This window comes from Streptomyces sp. NPDC060028 (assembly GCF_042736725.1).
Lineage (GTDB): Bacteria > Actinomycetota > Actinomycetes > Streptomycetales > Streptomycetaceae > Streptomyces.
The window spans coordinates 79,821-97,148 of the sequence record NZ_JBHWVJ010000015.1 but is presented as its reverse complement, the minus strand read 5'-3'; the positions used below and the strand labels follow the sequence as shown (position 1 = coordinate 97,148).

The following is a 17,328-nucleotide window of genomic DNA, read 5'->3' as shown; positions in this document are numbered from 1 at the left end:
GAGTGGCGCAGACCACACGGCGGCCGGCGCCGGGATGAGAGCTTGACCACGTGTGGGACAGCCGAACTCGCGTACGCTGACTCTTCAACTCGCGTGTCGACGCCGGACCCCGTAGGACGCCACACCACACACAGAACCCCAACGTGGCCCCACAAGACGCTGGTCCGCCGAGTGCGAGGGATCACCTGGGAGGTACATGCATGTCGGGGACGAACGTGGCCGGCGACAGGAACCCTTCCCCCTGGCAGCGACTCGGCGCCGTCTCCGGCGGGGCCAACCGCTGGGCCGTCCTGGCCGTCCTCTGCGTCAGCCTGGTGCTCGTCGCGCTCGACGCGACGATCCTCCACGTCGCCGTCCCCTCCGTCACCGAGGACCTGCGCCCTGGCTCGATCGAGCTCCTGTGGATCGTCGATGCCTACCCGCTGGTGTGCGCCGCCCTCCTGATCCTCTTCGGCACCCTCGGCGACCGCGTCGGCCGCCGCCGGATCCTCCTCGTCGGCTACGGGCTCTTCGGCGCCGCCTCCGCGATGGCGGCCCTCGCCGACAGCGCCCAGGTGCTGATCGCCGCCCGCGCCCTGCTCGGGGTCGGCGGCGCGATGATCATGCCCGCCACCCTCTCGATCCTGCGCCAGGTCTTTCCCGACCGGCGCGAGCGGGCCGTCGCCATCGGCATCTGGACCGCCGTGGCCGCCATCGGCGCGGCCGGCGGACCGGTCCTCGGCGGCTTCCTGGTCCAGCACTTCTGGTGGGGCTCGGTCTTCCTCATCAACATCCCGCTGATGGCGCTGATCCTGCCGCTCGGCCGCTGGCTGCTGCCCGAGTCCAAGGGCTCCTGCGACGGGCCGTGGGACGTACTCGGCGCGCTGATGGCCGCCGCCGGTGTGCTCGGCGCGGTCCTCGGGGTGAAGCGGCTCGGCGCGGAGCGGCAGTTGGCCGACCCCGAGGCGCTGGTTCCGCTGGTGCTCGGGGCGGCCCTGGTGATCCTTTTCGTCCGGCGCCAGAAGCGGCGTCCGCATCCGCTGATCGACATGCGGATGTTCTCCCGCGCCGCCTTCACGACGTCCGTCGGCTGCATCGTGCTCGCCATGCTGGCGCTGGTCGGCCTGGAGCTGATCGCCGTCCAGTACCTCCAGCTGGTGCTGCACCTCAGCCCGCTGGAGACCGGACTGCGGCTGCTGCCGCTCACCTTCGCCGCCATGGCCGCGGGGGCCACCGGGTCGTACACGCTGACGCGGATCGGGCCGCGGACGATGGTGTCGCTGGGCTTCCTGCTGACCGCCGCAGCCGTGCTGCTGCTGACCTTCATGGGGCAGCAGGACCGGCCCGTGCTGCTGACGGTGGGCTTCATCCTGCTCGGCTTCGGGCTGCAGACCACCCTGTTCGGGGCGTACGAGTCGATGCTGAGCGAGGCTCCGGCGGATGCGGCCGGGGGCGCGGCCTCGATAGGCGAGACCTCGTACCAGCTGGGCGCGGGCATGGGCATCGCGCTGCTCGGCAGCGTGATGAACGCGGCCTACGCGCCGGGGCTGGCGCGGGTGCCGGGGGTCTCGGCGGCGGAGTCGGCGCGGGCGGCGAACTCCCTGGGCGAGGCCTACCAGATCGCCGCGCGGCTCGGCGGGCCGGCAGGGGAGTCGCTGTACGCGGCGGCGCGGCACTCGTTCGTGCAAGGGCTGCACGTGACGTTGGTGGTGAGTGCGGGGCTGCTGCTCGCCGGGGCGGTGATGGCGCTGAAGCTTCCGCGTGTCATGGAGTGCGGCGAGCCGTCCGTGGCCGACCCGGTCCGCCTTCCGGCGCAGGCCACGTCCGAGCGCGCCCCGGCCGTCGGCTGACCCGTCCGCCTCGGCGAAGGGCAGGCCGGGGTGGACCAGGGCCAGGGGTGGGGCCAAACTTGCAGCGCTAGGTTTCGACTAGGCCCGCCGGGAGGCCCCCGTGTCCTTCGTTCCCACCGATCCGCTCGGGCTCGACGAGCTCCTCAGCCCCGAGGACCTCGCCGTCCGCGACACCGTCCGCGGCTGGGCCGCCGACCGGGTGCTGCCGCACATCGCCGAGTGGTACGAGAGCGGCGAGCTGCCCGGGATCCGGGAACTGGCCCGGGAGCTCGGGGCGCTCGGGGCGCTCGGGATGTCCCTCACCGGGTACGGCTGCGCCGGCGCCAGCGCCGTGCAGTACGGCCTGGCCTGCCTGGAGCTGGAGGCCGCCGACTCGGGGATCCGCTCCCTCGTCTCGGTCCAGGGATCGCTCGCGATGTACGCGATCTGGAAGTACGGCTCCGAGGAGCAGAAGGAGCGCTGGCTGCCCGGCATGGCGGCCGGCGAGCTGATCGGCTGCTTCGGGCTCACCGAGCCCGACGTCGGATCGGACCCCGCCGCGATGCGGACCCACGCCAAGCGCGACGGCACCGACTGGGTGCTGAACGGGCGCAAGATGTGGATCACCAACGGGTCGGTGGCCTCCGTCGCCGTCGTGTGGGCGCAGACCGACGAGGGGATCCGCGGCTTCGCCGTCCCGACCGACACCGCCGGCTTCTCTGCTCCGGAGATCAAGCACAAGTGGTCGCTGCGGGCCAGCGTCACCAGCGAGCTCGTGCTGGACGACGTACGGCTGCCGGCCGACGCCGTGCTCCCGGGCGTCACCGGGCTCAAGGGACCGCTCGGCTGCCTCAGCCACGCGCGGTACGGGATCATCTGGGGTTCCATGGGCGCGGCGCGCGCCAGCTTCGAGGCCGCGCTCGGCTACGCGAAGACGCGCGAGCAGTTCGGCAGGCCCATCGGCGGCTTCCAGCTCACCCAGGCCAAGCTCGCCGACATGGCGCTGGAGCTCCACAAGGGCATCCTGCTCGCCCACCACCTGGGCCGTCGGATGGACGCGGGCACCTTGCGGCCGGAGCAGATCAGTTTCGGCAAGCTCAACAACGTCCGCGAGGCCATCGACATCTGCCGCACCGCGCGGACCATCCTCGGCGCCAACGGGATCTCCCTGGAATACCCCGTCATGCGGCACGCCACCAACCTCGAGTCGGTCCTCACCTACGAGGGCACCGTCGAGATGCACCAGTTGGTGCTGGGCAAGGCGCTCACCGGGCTCGACGCCTTCCGTTAGGCCCGGGAGGACCGGAGGGAGCCGGTGAGAGCCCTGCTCAGCTCTGGTTGAAGAAGTCGCGGGAGCGGCCGCCGTGCTCGCCGCTCACGATCTGGGTGTCGGCCGGGGTCAGCAGGAAGACCCTGGTCGCCACCCGCTCGATCGAACCGCGCAGCCCGAAGGTCAGTCCGGCCGCGAAGTCGACCACGCGCTTCGCGTCGCCCGGGTCCATGGACGACAGGTTCACGATCACCGGGACGCCCTCGCGGAACAGCTCGCCGATGCCCCGCGCGTCACGGAAGCCGTCCGGGGTGACCGTCGCGATCCGACGGCCCTGCTCGACGGCCGACTCCGACGCCACCTTGACCCGGGGGTCGGTGACCCACTGGTCGCCCGGGCCGGACACCGAGCCACCCTGGCCGGCCTCCGCGTAGTCGTCGTCGTAGTAACGCTCGTCGTCGCTGTCTTCCACGAGACCCAGCCAGGCACTCGCCTTGCGCACCGAACCCATGGACGCCTCCTCTCACCGCGGTCAGTTGTCTTCTCTCCGCTGCCCCTATGGTCGTCCATGATGCTGACAACGCGCCAAGTGGATAGTCACCGCGCAGGGGTTTCGTGACGGTACTGGTGCAGAACATCCGTTGCACCGTCAAGGATCCTGGTGGGTACCACTGCTGACTGAGTGAAAATACGACCACTGCCGCCGTGCGGGTGACCGACGGGGACGTACGGGTGAAGGACGCGGCTCGATACGATGCCCGTCAGGTACGCGTATGACACACGGGGGAAGTGGATTGTTCGGCATCGTCAGACCTTGCACGCACCGGCTGGGGGAGCGGTTCAAGTCGGAGTGGATGGCCCATCTGTGCGGGCTGTGCCTGGCACTTAGAGGCGACCACGGGCAGTTCGCCCGGATCGTCACGAACTACGACGGTTTGCTCGTCTCCGTTCTGACGGAGGCTCAGTCCGGTCCCGCCCCCGGCGCCCGGCGCACCGCGGGCCCCTGCCCCCTGCGCGGCATGCGCACCGCCGCGGTGGCGAACGGCGAGGGGGCGCGGCTCGCGGCCGCCGTCTCGCTCGTGCTGGCCTCCGCGAAGGTACGCGACCACGTGGCCGACCGGGACGGGCTGTTGGCCCGCGCCCCGATCGCCGCCGCCGCCCGCCGAGTGGCCCGGGGCTGGGACCGCGCGGGCGCCCGCACCGGGGCCTCGCTCGGCTTCGACACGGCCGTGCTCGTCGACGCCGTGGACCGGCAGCCGGGCATCGAGATCCTGGCCGGCCCGGGCACCCCGGTGCTCGTGGTGACCGAGCCCACCGAGACCGCGACGGCCGCCGCCTTCGCGCATACCGCGACCCTCGCCGGACGGCCGGGCAACGCCCCCGCGCTCGCCGAGGCGGGCCGGTACTTCGGGCGCCTCGCGCACCTGCTCGACGCGGTCGAGGACCAGGCCGCGGACCGCGCGGCCGGGGCCTGGAACCCGCTGACCGCCACCGGTACCCCGCTCACCGAGGCCCGGCGGCTCTGCGACGACGCCCTGGAGGGGATCCGGCTCGCGCTGCGCGAGGTGGAGTTCGCGGACGCCGGGCTCGCCCACCGGCTGCTGGTGCACGAGCTGCGCACCTCCGTGGACCGGGCCTTCGGGACGAGCGGCTGCGCGCACCGCCACGACGGCTCCGCCTCGGCGGGGGGCTTCGGGCCGCCGCCGCAGGGGTACGGCGCCCCGGGCGCGGGCCCTGCGTACGGCAACACCGATCCGTACGGGAGCGCCGATCCGTACGGCTCCGGCAACCCGTACGCCCCCGGCGGTCCCGGGATGCCGCCACCGCCCATGGGGCCGGGCGGTGGCGGTGGCGGTGGCGGGATACCTCCGCAGAAGCCGCGCCGCGGGCTGCTCGCGGGCTGCGCGGTGGCCCTCGGGCTGTTCTGCACCTGCCAGCTGTGTTGTACCGACCACGAGGGTCCGTGGTCCCGCGAGAAGCGCGATCCGTGGTGCGACGCCTGCGACTGCGGCGACCCCGGCTGCGGGAACTGCGACTGCGGCTGTGACGGGTGCGACTGCTGCTGTCCTTGCGACTGCTGATCACCGGTCAGAAGGCCGCAGGCCCGGACGGCGTACCGGGAGGTTCCCGTCCGGGCCCGCGTGGGAAGGGTTGAGCGGCATGAGCGCTGACGCACATGACATCGACCCTGATCCCGACTTGGCGTGGAAACAGTGGCACGAACACCGGGTGGCCGCCGTGTCCGCCCCTTACGGGCCCCTCGCGCTGATCGGCACCCACTGGCTCGCCGACTACCCGGAAGGTCGAATTCCGGCCGTTCCGGGGCGCTGGCGCACCACCGGGGCGGGAGTGACCCTGACCGCGGTCGCCGAGGACGGCATCAGCCTGGACGGCGAGCCCTTCACCGGTGACGCCGTACTCGCCGCGGACGAGAGCCGTCCCTCGCACTCCCGGATCGCGGCCGGGGACGTACGGCTCGTCGTGATCCGGCGGGAGGGGGAGTGGGCGGTGCGCGTCTTCGACCCCGCCTCCGAGGCCCGCGCCGCCTTCGCGGGCATCGAGGCGACCCCGTACGATCCGGCCTTCGTCCTGCCGGGGCACTTCCAGCCGTACGCACAGGACCGGACCGTCCAGGTGGAGAACGCCGACGGGCGGGCCCGCGGCCTCGGTCTCGGCGGCGAGCTGAGCTTCGATTTCGACGGGGCGACGCACCGGCTCCAGGTGGCCGTGGACGAGGACGACGGCAGCCTCTGGGCGGTCATCGGCGACGCCACGGGCGGCCGCTCCAGCTACCGCTTCCGCTTCCTCAGGCCCGGTGTGCCGGCCTGGGGGTCCCGCGGGACGCAGGCCGGGGGAGCCCCGGTCGTCGTGGACCTCAACCGGGTCCAGCTGCCGCCCTGCGCCTTCGCGGATCACTTCATCTGCCCGTTCCCGCCGCCGGGGAACACCCTGCCGTTCGAAGTCACCGCGGGCGAGCGGCGGCTGAAAGCCGCCCTTGCGACCGGTATCTGACGCCAGGACACTCCCGACAGCACCTCTCGGGGCTTGTCAGGGGCACGACGAACGGCCATGCGCCCGCCGTGCCCCGGCCGCCCCCCACGGGTCACGGCACCCCCACGACCGCCGGGCCCCCGATCCCCTCCGGGAGGACGAGACGTGAGGATCAACCGCATCATCCGTACCAGGCTCTTCGCGGTGGCCACCGGCATGGCCGCCGTGGCCGCCCTGGCCATCCCCACTGCGGCGCAGGCCGACGCGGGCCGCGACCTCAAGCAAACGGGCTTCAGCGCCGACCGCCTCGCCTCGGCCGGGGCGTCGGTCCTGCGCGCCGACGTCGCGGGCACCGCCTGGCACACCGACCCGGCCACCGGAACCCTGGTGGTCACCGCCGACTCCACCGTCTCCGCCGCCGACATCGCGAGAATCCGCCGCGAGGCCGGGGCGGACGCCGGGGCCCTGCGCATCGAGCGCACCCCGGGCAAGCTCACCAAACTGCTCTCCGGCGGCGACGCCATCTACGCGTCGAGCTGGCGCTGTTCGCTCGGCTTCAACGTACGCAGCGGAAGCACCTACTACATCCTCACCGCCGGCCACTGCACCGACGGTGCGGGCACCTGGTGGACCAACTCCTCCCACACCAGCACCATCGGCACCACCGTCGGATCCAGCTTCCCCACCAACGACTACGGCCTGATCAAGTACGCCAGCAACTCGCCCGTGCCCCCGGGCACCGTCGGCAGCCAGGACATCACCAGCGCCGTCAACGCCACCAACGGCATGTCCGTGACCCGCCGCGGCTCCACCACCGGCATCCACGGCGGCTCCGTGACCGGCCTCAACGCCACGGTCAACTACGGCGGCGGCGACGTCGTCTACGGCATGATCCGGACCAACGTCTGCGCCGAGCCCGGCGACAGCGGCGGCCCGCTCTACTCCGGCACCCGCGCGGTCGGCCTCACCTCCGGGGGCAGCGGCAACTGCTCCTCGGGCGGGACCACCTTCTTCCAGCCCGTCGTCGAAGCGCTCAACGCGTACGGGGTCAGCGTGTACTAGACCCGTCCCGGGCGCTGCGCCCCCGCTGCACCCCTGGACGTCCTCCCTCCTTCTGGGAGGATGTCCAGGGCGTCGGTGTCCGCGGGGGGAGCAGGTTTTCGCATGAAACGTATCGGCGTGACCGGACACCGCTCGATTCCCGACGAGGCGCTCGGTCATGTGGAAGAGGGCCTGCGGGCCGTACTGGGGGGCCACGAAGGGCCGTTGGAGGCGTTCTCCAGCCTCGCGGAGGGAGCGGACCAGTTGTTCGCCGCCATCGCCCTGGAATGCGGCGCGGACCTCACCGTGGTGATCCCCAGCGGGGACTACGAGGACACCTTCGAGGACGCCGGGGCGCTCGCCGGCTACCTGGGGCTCAAGCGCCGGGCCACCCAGGAGGTCCGGATGGCCTTCGAGCGCTCCACCGACGAGGCCTACTACGCCGCCGGCACCTACATCGCCGACTCCTGTGACCGGCTCGTCGCCGTCTGGGACGGACAGCCCGCCCGCGGGCACGGCGGAACCGGCGAGATCGTCGCCTACGCCCGCCGGCTCGGCAAACCCGTCGACGTGATCTGGCGCGAGGGCGTGACCCGGGACTGAGCCGCGCCCCCGCCCCAACCGGCTGCGGGTGGCCTCAACTGCTGTGTCTGGCCAGCCAGTCCGTGTGCTGCGGAGACACGTACCGCTCGGTCTCGTACACCGACGAGGGCCATTGCGACTCGGTGATGGTCGTCTGCATCACGACCATCATCGCCGCCAGATCCTGCTCGATCAGGGTGTGCGCCTCGATCAGCGGATGGTGGCGCCGCACCTCGTTCCACGCGATCCCGGCCGCCGCGGCCGCGCTCAGCAGTCCCGTCAGCTTCGGCGCCGGCCCCGACCCGACGGCCCCGATCAGCGCGAACAGCAGGGCCAGACAGGTGAGGAGCACGATCGTCCACGACCACAGGGCGGTCGCCCGCCGCGACACCTCCGTCTTGCGCTGGTACCAGTTGCGCTGCTCGATCAGCCGGTCCCGGACGTACGTCTCGCGCCGCACCTGGTAGTTCAGCCCGCGCAGCCGGTGCATCGCCCCGGTGATCTCCCCGCCCTCCGGCACCGTCCCGGAGCCGCGCGGATCCTCCCAGCCCATCTTCTTCAGCTCGTCCAGACCCGCCTCCAGCCGGGTGTGGTACGCCCCCTCCGGTCCGGCCACCTCACTGCCGAACGGCGCCCCGTGCACGGCGTACCGCCAGGCCAGGGACTTGATGAACTCCGCCGCGCTGCGGTTGAGCTGCCACTGCGGGCGAGCCCGGCGCCGGGTCGCCCGTATGCCCACGGCCAGCACCCCGGCGTACGCGAGCACGCTCAGCAGCCCGAACAGGTACACGGACCCCAGCTTGGGCCCCGAGGGCAGGGCGGCGGCCGCCGCGGCCGCGACGAGCAGCATCAGCTGGGCGCGCGTGGCCTGGGTGGACTCCCGCTGCCGGGAGATCGCCGCCCGGTCGGTGTGGTGGAAGAGGACGGGCAGGTCCTCGTTTCGAAAGGTCATGCTGTCGGTCACAGCGCCCCCAGTCTGCTGTCGGGCAGTCTGCCGTCATGGTGGCGGGCGGCCGGGGGCCCGGTGCGGCCCCCGGCGCCCGCCGGTGGGATCACACGGCGAGGGGCTCCAGGTCGCGGTGGACCCGTCGCTCGTCGCGCGCGTAGCGGGTCAGGCCGTGGTCCTCGCCGAGCAGCCGCGACAGTTCGGCGACGGCCTCGGCCCGTACCCGGGTCGCCTCCTCCTTGCGGCCCATCGAGTCCAGGCTGATCGCCATGTTGGAGGCGCTCGCCAGGGTCTCCGGGTGGTGCGCCCCCAGCGCCTCGCGCAGCCGCATCACGGCGAGGCGCTCCAGCTCCAGGGCGCCTTCCGGATCACCCAGGTCCGCCCGGGCGTTGGCCAGGTTGAGGTGCGCGAAGACGGTGTGCGGGTGGTTGTCGCCCAGCACCTCGCGCATGTAGCGGATGGTCTGGCGCAGCATCGGCTCCGCCGTCTCCGCCGCCCCCGTGCCCCAGTGGAAGACCGCGAGGTTGTTGACCGCGGCCAGGGTGTACGGGTGCCGCTCGCCCGGCACCTTCATGTACTCGTCCACCACCTCCTGCGCCAGGTCCCGCGCCGCGCCCGGGTCCCCGGTCGCGAACAGGTCCGCCGCCAGGTTCAGTTCGCAGGCCAGCACGTCCGGGTTGACCGAGGTGTACTTCGCCCGGTAGCGGTTGCGGGTCGCCGTCGTCAGCCGCAGCGCGTCCTCCGTGTCGCCCGCCCGGCGCAGCGACACCGCGAGGTTCTTGGCCGCCGACAGGGTGCCCGGGAAGGCCCGGCCCAGGGTCCGCTTGTAGATCTCGTACGTCCGGCTCAGCAGTTGCACCGAGTCGTCGTACCGCCCGACCTCGCGCAGGTCGCGCGCCAGGTTCTGCGCCGAGGACAGGGTGTACGGATGGTCCGTGCCCAGTACCTCGGTGCGCCGGTCGAAGACCTCCTGGTCGATCTCCCTGGCCCGCGCGTACTGCCCGACCATGCGCAGGTTCAGCGCCAGGTTGTTCGCGGCGGCCAGGGTGCGCGGGTGCGCCTCGTGGAAGATCTGCCCGAAGCCCTCGTGCGCGGCCGTGGCCAGCTCCATCGCCTCGCCGTACCGGCCGAGCGCGCCCAGGTCCATCGCCAGGCCGCTGGTGGTCATGTACGTGTGCGGGTGCGAGGGGCCCAGCGCGTCCCGCTGCCGCTCCAGCGTGCCCTCGTCCAGCTCCATCGCCTCCACGAACCGGCCTTGCGAGCGCAGGATGTTGGAGAGGTGGAAACGCAGGTAGAGGTACTGGAGGTCGTCGCCGCCCAGGGTCTCCCGCCAGGTCTCGCGCAGCTCCTCGCCCAGTTGGTAGGCGGCCTTGAAGTCACCGCGCTTCCACAGGTACCGGACGCGGTCGATCAGGAGCCGGCGGGTCTCCGGCTCCTTGCAGAACCGTGCCTCGGAAGGCGTCAGGTGCGGCCAGATGGTGTTGAACCGCGGCCAGGTCTCCGGGTTGTCTATCGGCTCGTCGTCGTCCGGCCGGGCGCCCGCGAGGATCCGGTGCACCGCGTGCCGGGCCTCGCGCTGCTCCTCCTCGGACAGTTGCGCCCGGATCACCGCCTGTACGAGGCGGTGCACCTGGATGCTGTTGCTGACCTGGTCGACCTTGGCCAGCGCGAACCGGCCGATCTCCCGGATCACGCGGCCGAGCACCAGCTTCTCCTGGAGCGAGGAGTCGTACGGCTTGAGCGCGTCGATCATCTCCTTGCTGTAGAGGAGGTTCGCGGAGATCGGCTCGGGTGCGAAGAAGGCGCACAGCTGCAGCAGCCGTACGGCGGCGGGCGAGCGGGACTGGAGCCGCTCTATGGACACGTTCCAGGTGGCGGCCACCGGCTCCGGGTATCCGGGCGGCTGGTTCAGCGCCAGCACCCGGGCGGCCTGCTGGGCCAGTTGCTCGATGTACGCGGAGACCGGCGTCGCGGTCTCCGCGATCCAGGCACCGGCCTGCTCGACCGCGAGGGGCAGGTCGCCCACCGCCACGGCCACCTGCTCGGCGTCGTCCTTGCTGAGCCCGGGGGCCCGGCGCTGGAGGTGCTCGATGGACTCCTCGCGCAGGAACACGTCGACCGGCAGCGCGTCCCCGTACTGGGACCAGGACTGGTTGCGGGAGGTCACGAGCACGTGGCCCGGGCCGCCCGGCGGGAAGAACCGCTTGAGCGTCTCGGGATCGTCGGCGTTGTCGAAGACCAGCAGCCAGCGCGAGGAGGGCACCCCGCGCCGCAGCAGGTCGATCGCCTCCTGGGAGGCGGCCGACATGTCCTCGCCGGTCTGCGCGCCGAGGCGTACGGCCAGTTCCGCGAGGGCGGCCACCACGTCGTCGGTCTGCTCCGAGGAGATCCACCACACCAGGTCGTAGTCGGCCATGAACCGGTGCACGTACTCCAGCGCCACCTGGGTCTTGCCCACGCCGCCGAGCCCGTACAGGGTCTGCGGCTGCGGCAGGACCACGGCCATGCCCCCGCCGAGCTGGTCGCGCATCCGCTCCAGCACGATGGAGCGCCCGGTGAACCCGGGATTGCGCGGCGGCGCGTTCCAGATCTTCGGGACCGTCCCGGGGAACCGGGGGCCGGGCTGCGAGCTGCTGGCGACACTGTCCGGGAGCGCCATGGGCCGCTCCACCGCGCGCAGCAGGGCGGTGGTGGCGTGCACCTCGTCGAGCCGGAACAGGTCCACCGGGTTGCGGTCGATGTAGGGCGTGGACAGGCGTACGTCACCCACCCGCAGCGGCACCAGCTGGCGCCGCCCGCCGGTCGGGTCCTCGGCGGCCGCGCGCTCCCACACGTCCACGGCCCGGGCGGACTTGAGGTAGGCGCTGGAGAGCAGCACCACGGTCCGGGCGGCGGTGTCGATGCTGATGCCGGCGCCGCCGAGCGTGTCGCCGGCCGTCCCGCCGGGCGCCCGCTCGGCGGAGACGTCCTTGGGGACGACCCGGAAGCCGGCCCGGGTGAGCACCGACTCGATCCAGTCGGCCCACATCCGGTTCTCGGCGACGTAGGAGAGGAACAGGTCGGCGGGCAGCGCGGGGCGGCGCCGGGTGAAGGCGTCCCGGATCCGCAGGCGGACCTCCTCGCCGATCGCGGGCATGGAGGTGACGTCGCCCTCGGTGACCACGGCCGTGAGCCGTTCGAAGGCGGAGAGCAGGGAGTTGGTGAGCCCGGCCTCGTCGCCGAAGGTGGCCAGGGTCTCCTCGTAGGCGTAGTAGGGGCGGTACGGGATCTCCACCGCGCCCCAGTAGGAGGTGAGGTCGTCCCCGACGAGGCCGTTGGGGAAGCGGTCGAACTTGATGCGGGCCAGGGCGCGGCCCGCGTCGGCCTTCTCCTTCTCGCCCTCGTCGATGCGCATCGGGACCGGGTAGATCTTGATGCCGCGGTCGTTGAAGCGCTCGTCGATCTGCCGGGCGACGGAGGCGGCGCCGTCGATGGACTGGTCGGAGAGGGTGAAACAGTCGACCAGGACGTCCGGGAGGTGGACGGTGCAGATGTCCGCGATGTCGGAGAGGCCCGTGCGGCTGTCGATCAGGACGTAGTCGTAGTTCTCCTTCATGTCCGCCCGTAAGGCGTCGAAGAAGAGCCCGCCGCCGAGCCGGTCGTAGAAGTTGTCCCAGTCGAAGGTGGACACGGTCGCCGAGTACTCGCGGTTCTGCTTGCCCGCCGAGACGAAGTCGAGGGTGCCGCCGTCGGGGAACTCCCAGCCGAGGGTCTCGGGGGTGAGCGAGACGGCGTGCGGCTGTATCCGCGCGTAGTCCTTGTGCCAGTCGTCGGCGCGCTGCACCGGACTGGTCGCCGCCCAGGCGTACTCGCTGATCAGGTCGATGACCCCGGTCGTGGCCCCGAGCGTGGAGGGGTCCAGGAACGGGTGGAAGAAGCGGTGCAGGCCGGGGGCCTCCAGGTCCCAGTCCAGGGCGAGGACCCGCTTGCCGTTGGCGGCGAGGATCCAGGCGGTGTTGGCCAGCGCCATGGTGCGGCCCGTGCCGCCCTTGTACGAGTAGAAGGTGACGATGCGTCCGTCACGGCTTTCCCGGCTGTCACGACTCGCTGTCATCCGCGTCCCCCCGGTCGTTGTCGTTGCTCTCACTGTGTCCATCGTTGGATGCGCCGGGCGGGAAGGGAGCGGCCGGCCGGTCGGGCGGCTCGTTCATTCCCATCGGGCCGAGCAGTCGCCGTCGTTCGGTGGCGGTGCCGGCCGGCGGATACACCTGGGCGTGTCTGAGGAACTGCTGGGCGGCCGCCTCGACCACCTGCGGCAGGATCTGCCCGAGCGTCTCCATGTTGGCCACGCCGTTGGCGGCGGCCCGGCAGGCGGCCCGGCCCTGGCTCATCTTGACGGGCATGGTTTCCTCCAGCCGGTCGGCCAACTCGCTCTCCTTCGCCCGGCTCTGGTGGTCGTAGCGGTTCCACGGCACGACCACGTTGATCCATGGGCGGGGGGCCTGGTCGAAGGCGGCCAGCCGCTGGCGGCGCTGCTCGTCCTCCACCGCCCACCGGTCGACGATCAGGATCTCCGGCCGGGTCGGCGGCTGCTTGCTGTCGAAGTGACCGGCCTCGTCGTCGAAGGAGCCCATGGTGGTCTGGTAGTTGAGGTTGCGGACCAGGTCCTCCGCCACGTAGGCGATGGGCCGCTGGGCCACCGGATGGTACGGATTCCACTCCAGCGCGCTGTCCCCGTAGTACTCGGGGCTGCGTCCCTCCGGCAGATCGTGCCGGGAGGCGGCCGCCACGGTGACGTGCAGGGTGCGGGCGGCGCTGCTCGGGGTGCCGAAGGCGCTCGGCACCACCCGGTAGTCCACCGGGCGGACGGGGTCGAGCCGGACGGTCTCGGCGACCCGGACGATCCGTTTGGCGAGTTCGTACACGGCGCGTTCGTACTGTTCCGCGTAGCCGCGCAGTTTGATCAGGCCGTACAGCCCGTCGGTGACGTAGCGCTCGCCGAATGTGTTGTGGTTGAACTGCAACCGCTCGGCGGGGCCGGGAAGTTGGGACGGTGGTACCGGCACCCACAGGGCGGGCACGATGGCTTCGGCCGGCCGGTTGCTGACGGCGCCGTGCTGGATGGCGCGCTGCGCGAAGGCGTACCACTCCTTCCCGCACATCTCACTGGCGAAGTACCGCGGCGAGAACAGGGGGACGAAGACGCGGCAGGTGGCGAGCGCCGCCCCGAGCCGTTCCGACCAGCCCTCGCCGCTGCGTATCTCCCGGTCCATGAACCCGGCATCCGATCCGGCGGGCAGATCCGTCAGCGCCATGACATGGCTGCAGAGATCACGGAACAGGCGCTCCACCCACATGTCGGGATCGGGCCCCCCGGCCCCGAATCTCGGTGTATGCGCATAACTGAGAAAAAAGTACGGCTGCACTGATGCGGGCACATGCCCCCCGTCCCGAAGATGCGAGCGAAGAAACATCATTCCGGAGCTGCTTCGCCACATCCCCTCATCGTTCAGTCAATCAGCGTCTGTTTTCGGTCATCCACTCAAGCGCGTGATCGACGGCATCCGGGACCGAGAAGAGCATGGTCGATACCCCTCCCACCCGCCCCCTGCGCACCCGGGATTCCGGGAACGACATGCCGATCTCGGCGAAATCGCTGTCATCCAGCGCGACGTCCTCGTACGCGGTCCACCTTTCCGCCTGCGACTGCCCGGGCTGCCCTCCCGGAAGGTTCACCTTCACCACACACTCGTACATGCGCAAGGGGGGCTTCGGAATTCGATACTCCGCGAGATGGAAAGCGGTGCAGACCGAAAAACCCACATTGATCATGAGCACCTGGCCGCCCCCCCGGCACATCTTTCCCAGGGGTGTCTCCTCGCCCAGATGGCTGTTGAGGCGATGACCTGCGCACAACGCGTCCGCGTCCTTGCCGAGCGCGGCGAAGGACGTCTGCGGGTGCGCGCTGCGCGCCGCGCCCGGAGCGGTACGCACGGCCTCGGCCAGCGCGCCCATGTCCTCGCTCGGGGTGCGCTCCCGGTCGAAGGCGGGCATCCGGTCGCGGAAGGCCGCCACCTGTGCCTCGTCGAGACCCGCGATCCGCTTCAGATGGGCGGTGGACGTACGCGAGTTCGCCGGGGTGAACGCCGGGACCATCAGGGTCCCGCGCGGCCCGACGAGGCCGAGCAGCGCGTCCCGCAGCGCCTCGGCGCGCAGCCCGGTGTCGCCGAGGGAGGCATGGGCGAGCACGCGCATGCCCGGGCGCACGCCGAGCAGGCGCAACTGGGCGGCGAGGGAGAGGACCCCGGGCTGGACGGGCCCCGGTGCGGGCCGGGCCGGTGGGGACTGCGCGGGTGCGGGCTGCGCCGGTGCGGGCTGCGCGGGTGCGGAGGCGGCCGGGGGACCTCCGGCTCCCGGTCCGCTCACGCGTCGACCGCCTTCAGCTCCCAGCGCAGCTCCGCCACCAGCCGCTTGCCGGTGCTCGTCAGTTCGGCCGCCTCCGACAGCCGGTCCAGGGCCCGGTGGATGCGGTCCGCGCCCCCCGGCTCCGGTGACGCCGTCGCCCGCCGGTACGCCTCCACCGCCACCCGCTCGTGTACGTCGGCCAGCAGCCGGGACACCGGGACCGGGCGCTCCCGCCACGGCGAGGGGTGCTGCCACTCCCCGTCCAGCGCGTACAGGTCGGCCACCTCGGTCAGCGCTCGCAGCCGCGCCCGCCTGCGCCCGGTCAGCAGCGCGAGCGCGGTCTCCCGCACCCCCGCCGCGTACGGCACCCCGAGCGCGCCCGGCCCGTGCCGCCCGGCCTCGCCCCAGCCGCCGGCCCGCGGCCCGCCCGCGAGCGGGGTCAGCGTGGTCAGCCCGGCGGCCGCCGCCCGGGCGAACCCGGGCACCGTGGAGTGCAGCAGCGTCCAGGCCCCGGACAGCCGCAGCCGCCACTCCTCGGCCTCCCCGGTGCCCAGGCGCAGCCTCGGCGGGCGGGCGAAGCAGTTGCGGTACGGGTCGAGGTCCTCCAGCGCCACCGGCGCCGCGTCCGGCCCGGGCGACCAGGTCCGTACGGGCAGCCAGCGCGCGTCCCCCGCCGCCGGGCCGAAGCGGTGCTCGGCGCGGCCGTCCCGTACCGCGTAGCCCTCGTCGGTGGCGTGCACCGCGGCCCGCCCCTCCGTACCGGGCTCGCCCAGGCGCAGCAGCCCGAGCGTCGGCAGGTAGACCTCGCCGTCCCGGTAGGCCACCTCGGCCGGCAGGTCCAGCCCGCCGCGCAGTACGGCGGCCGCGGCCAGCGCCGTGAGCCGGCGGGCCGTCTCCCCGGCGTCGCGCGGGCCCTCGCCCGGCCGGTCCAGGGCCGCCAGCACCCAGGTACGGGTGAACGGGTGGTCCAGTACGGCGTCCAGCGCGTCCGCGCCCGTCTCGCCGGCCTCCTCCACCGCCGCGAGCAGCTCCCAGGCCCGCGCCCAGTCGGGATCACCCGTCCGGTCGGCGTTCAGCCGGGCGAGCAGGACCCGGGTCAGCTCCTCCTGGGAGCGGGCGAGCGCGGCGGGGTCGGTCAGCTCGGGCGCGCTCGCGCGGGCCGACGTACGCCCCTCGACGCCGTCGACGAGTTCACGCAGGTCGGTGCAGTAGACGGACGGGTTGTCGAAGCCCGCTCCCGCGGCGCCGTCGGCCTTGTAGCGGTGCGTGTAGAGCCCGCCCCCGCACGAACGTACGACGGGGCAGCGGCGGCACTCGTCGCTGACGCCCGCCAGGCCCAGCTGCCGGGCGCGCATCCCGGGGTGGGCCGCGACCTCGTCAAAGGTGTGGTCGAAGACGTTGAATCCGGTGGCCGCGGCCCCCTCGAAGGCGCTCTTGAGGGAGTCCACCTGCTCCAGCGTCCCGTCGGTCTCGACGACGACGAGATCGGTGGGCGCAAGACCGAGGGACTCGGTGAGGCTGGGGCCGCCGCTCAGCGTGGAGAGCAGGGACTCGAAGAGCCGTACGGGGACCGGGCGCTCGCGGCGCTCCCAGTGGTCGAAGACCCGCAGCAGCCAGCGCGCGTAGGCGTCGGGGGCGCCGTCGGGGCGGACCGGAGGGGTCTGCCAGGTGGCGTGCGGGAGCAGGAAGTCCACCCGCGGGGGGTCGAGTTCGACGAGTGCGTCCAGGACGGCGATCGGGTCGTTGGCCACGTCCACGGTGCAGAGCAGACCCTGGTAGAGGTGGCGGTACGGCTCGGAGCGCAGCAGGCCGACGGCGGCCAGGACCAGGGGGTGGCTGGTGCGCCCGTCCGCGAAGCGGCGGTGCCGGTCGTTGGCGGCGCGGTCCCCGTCGAGGGAGATGCCCACCCGGACGTCGAACTCGTCGAAGAGGTCGAGGTACCGGGGGCTGAGCTGGAGCCCGTTGGTGTGGATCCGCAGGTCGAGGGCGGCGGTCCCGGAGAATTCCCGGGTGAGGGCCTCGCACACGAGCCGGAGCCGGGCGGTGCCCGCCAACAGGGGTTCCCCTCCGTGGAGAATCACCGTGACGGAGGGGATTTCATGGTCACGGGCATGTTCGGCCAGCCGCGACGCGGTCCGGGAAATCACCTCGGGGGAGATCACCTTCGGCCGGGCTCGCCAGCTCTGATCTGCGTGTTCGTAGACATAGCAATGATCACAAGCAAGATCGCATCTGCTGTGAACTTTCAGGACGATCTCGCGAAAAGCGATCAGGCCGGTCATTCCACCAGTCTAGAGCGCGTACTT

General features: G+C 72.2%; 12 protein-coding genes. 6 read left to right on the top strand and 6 right to left on the bottom strand.

All coding sequences use genetic code 11. The annotated features are described in order from the left end of the window. Nucleotides 1-200: 200 nt before the first annotated feature. Together ACFWBF_RS10920 and ACFWBF_RS10915 are read left to right on the top strand one after the other, a co-directional pair. On the top strand, nucleotides 201-1,829 hold the full coding sequence (locus ACFWBF_RS10920; protein ID WP_385598480.1) for an MFS transporter: 1,629 nt from the start codon (nucleotides 201-203) through the stop codon (nucleotides 1,827-1,829). A gap of 100 nt (nucleotides 1,830-1,929) precedes the next feature. Beyond that, nucleotides 1,930-3,099 (top strand): acyl-CoA dehydrogenase family protein, encoded by a 1,170-nt coding sequence (locus ACFWBF_RS10915; RefSeq protein WP_385598478.1) that lies wholly within the window; start codon nucleotides 1,930-1,932, stop codon nucleotides 3,097-3,099. 37 nt (nucleotides 3,100-3,136) lie between these two features. Here ACFWBF_RS10915 and ACFWBF_RS10910 read toward each other — a convergent pair whose 3' ends face one another. Continuing rightward, nucleotides 3,137-3,589, bottom strand: coding sequence for a cell division protein SepF (locus ACFWBF_RS10910; RefSeq protein ID WP_385598476.1), 453 nt, complete (start codon nucleotides 3,587-3,589; stop codon nucleotides 3,137-3,139). Nucleotides 3,590-3,872: 283 nt separating this feature from the next. Here ACFWBF_RS10910 and ACFWBF_RS10905 point away from each other — a divergent pair, with 283 nt between their 5' ends. The 4 genes from ACFWBF_RS10905 (at nucleotide 3,873) to ACFWBF_RS10890 (ending at nucleotide 7,713) form a co-directional block, all read left to right on the top strand. After that, complete coding sequence (locus ACFWBF_RS10905; protein ID WP_385598473.1) at nucleotides 3,873-5,159, top strand: DUF5685 family protein; 1,287 nt, start codon at nucleotides 3,873-3,875, stop codon at nucleotides 5,157-5,159. A 79-nt stretch (nucleotides 5,160-5,238) separates the two neighbouring features. Then, nucleotides 5,239-6,090, top strand: a complete 852-nt coding sequence (locus ACFWBF_RS10900) for a DUF1684 domain-containing protein (RefSeq protein WP_385598470.1) — start codon at nucleotides 5,239-5,241, stop codon at nucleotides 6,088-6,090. A gap of 195 nt (nucleotides 6,091-6,285) precedes the next feature. Further along, nucleotides 6,286-7,131: a S1 family peptidase gene (locus tag ACFWBF_RS10895; protein WP_385598556.1), complete on the top strand. Its 846-nt coding sequence runs from the start codon at nucleotides 6,286-6,288 to the stop codon at nucleotides 7,129-7,131. A 102-nt stretch (nucleotides 7,132-7,233) separates the two neighbouring features. Beyond that, entirely contained in the window at nucleotides 7,234-7,713 is a 480-nt protein-coding gene (locus tag ACFWBF_RS10890) for a hypothetical protein (protein WP_385598467.1), read from the top strand. 34 nt (nucleotides 7,714-7,747) lie between these two features. Here the strand turns inward: ACFWBF_RS10890 and ACFWBF_RS10885 are convergent, their stop codons facing one another. The 5 genes from ACFWBF_RS10885 to fxsBH form a co-directional block, all read right to left on the bottom strand. Continuing rightward, nucleotides 7,748-8,644 carry a DUF4231 domain-containing protein gene (locus tag ACFWBF_RS10885; protein ID WP_385598465.1) on the bottom strand — a complete coding sequence of 299 codons (897 nt, stop codon included), beginning with the start codon at nucleotides 8,642-8,644 and terminating at the stop codon, nucleotides 7,748-7,750. A gap of 100 nt (nucleotides 8,645-8,744) precedes the next feature. Then, nucleotides 8,745-12,731 (bottom strand): FxSxx-COOH system tetratricopeptide repeat protein, encoded by a 3,987-nt coding sequence (fxsT, locus tag ACFWBF_RS10880; RefSeq protein ID WP_385598462.1) that lies wholly within the window; start codon nucleotides 12,729-12,731, stop codon nucleotides 8,745-8,747. After that, nucleotides 12,715-14,091 carry a TIR-like protein FxsC gene (locus ACFWBF_RS10875; RefSeq protein WP_385598553.1) on the bottom strand — a complete coding sequence of 459 codons (1,377 nt, stop codon included), beginning with the start codon at nucleotides 14,089-14,091 and terminating at the stop codon, nucleotides 12,715-12,717. The genes fxsT and ACFWBF_RS10875 overlap by 17 nt, the downstream gene beginning before the upstream one ends. A gap of 43 nt (nucleotides 14,092-14,134) precedes the next feature. Beyond that, the gene (locus ACFWBF_RS10870) at nucleotides 14,135-14,899 is read right to left on the bottom strand and encodes an aminoglycoside N(3)-acetyltransferase (protein ID WP_385598460.1); all 765 of its coding nucleotides are present in this window, start codon (nucleotides 14,897-14,899) and stop codon (nucleotides 14,135-14,137) included. 140 nt (nucleotides 14,900-15,039) lie between these two features. Further along, nucleotides 15,040-17,304 carry a radical SAM/SPASM protein FxsBH, inactivated beta-hydroxylase extension form gene (fxsBH, locus tag ACFWBF_RS10865; RefSeq protein WP_385598457.1) on the bottom strand — a complete coding sequence of 755 codons (2,265 nt, stop codon included), beginning with the start codon at nucleotides 17,302-17,304 and terminating at the stop codon, nucleotides 15,040-15,042. Nucleotides 17,305-17,328 lie beyond the last annotated feature (24 nt).

Coding starts and splice junctions, on each gene's coding strand:
- ACFWBF_RS10920 (WP_385598480.1), top strand. CDS start 201: ATGTCGGGGACGAACGTGGCCGGCGACAGGAACCCTTCCCCCTGGCAG.
- ACFWBF_RS10910 (WP_385598476.1), bottom strand. CDS start 3,589: ATGGGTTCGGTGCGCAAGGCGAGTGCCTGGCTGGGTCTCGTGGAAGAC.
- ACFWBF_RS10900 (WP_385598470.1), top strand. CDS start 5,239: ATGAGCGCTGACGCACATGACATCGACCCTGATCCCGACTTGGCGTGG.
- ACFWBF_RS10895 (WP_385598556.1), top strand. CDS start 6,286: ATGGCCGCCGTGGCCGCCCTGGCCATCCCCACTGCGGCGCAGGCCGAC.
- ACFWBF_RS10890 (WP_385598467.1), top strand. CDS start 7,234: ATGAAACGTATCGGCGTGACCGGACACCGCTCGATTCCCGACGAGGCG.
- ACFWBF_RS10885 (WP_385598465.1), bottom strand. CDS start 8,644: ATGACCTTTCGAAACGAGGACCTGCCCGTCCTCTTCCACCACACCGAC.
- fxsT (WP_385598462.1), bottom strand. CDS start 12,731: ATGACAGCGAGTCGTGACAGCCGGGAAAGCCGTGACGGACGCATCGTC.
- ACFWBF_RS10875 (WP_385598553.1), bottom strand. CDS start 14,091: ATGTTTCTTCGCTCGCATCTTCGGGACGGGGGGCATGTGCCCGCATCA.
- fxsBH (WP_385598457.1), bottom strand. CDS start 17,304: ATGACCGGCCTGATCGCTTTTCGCGAGATCGTCCTGAAAGTTCACAGC.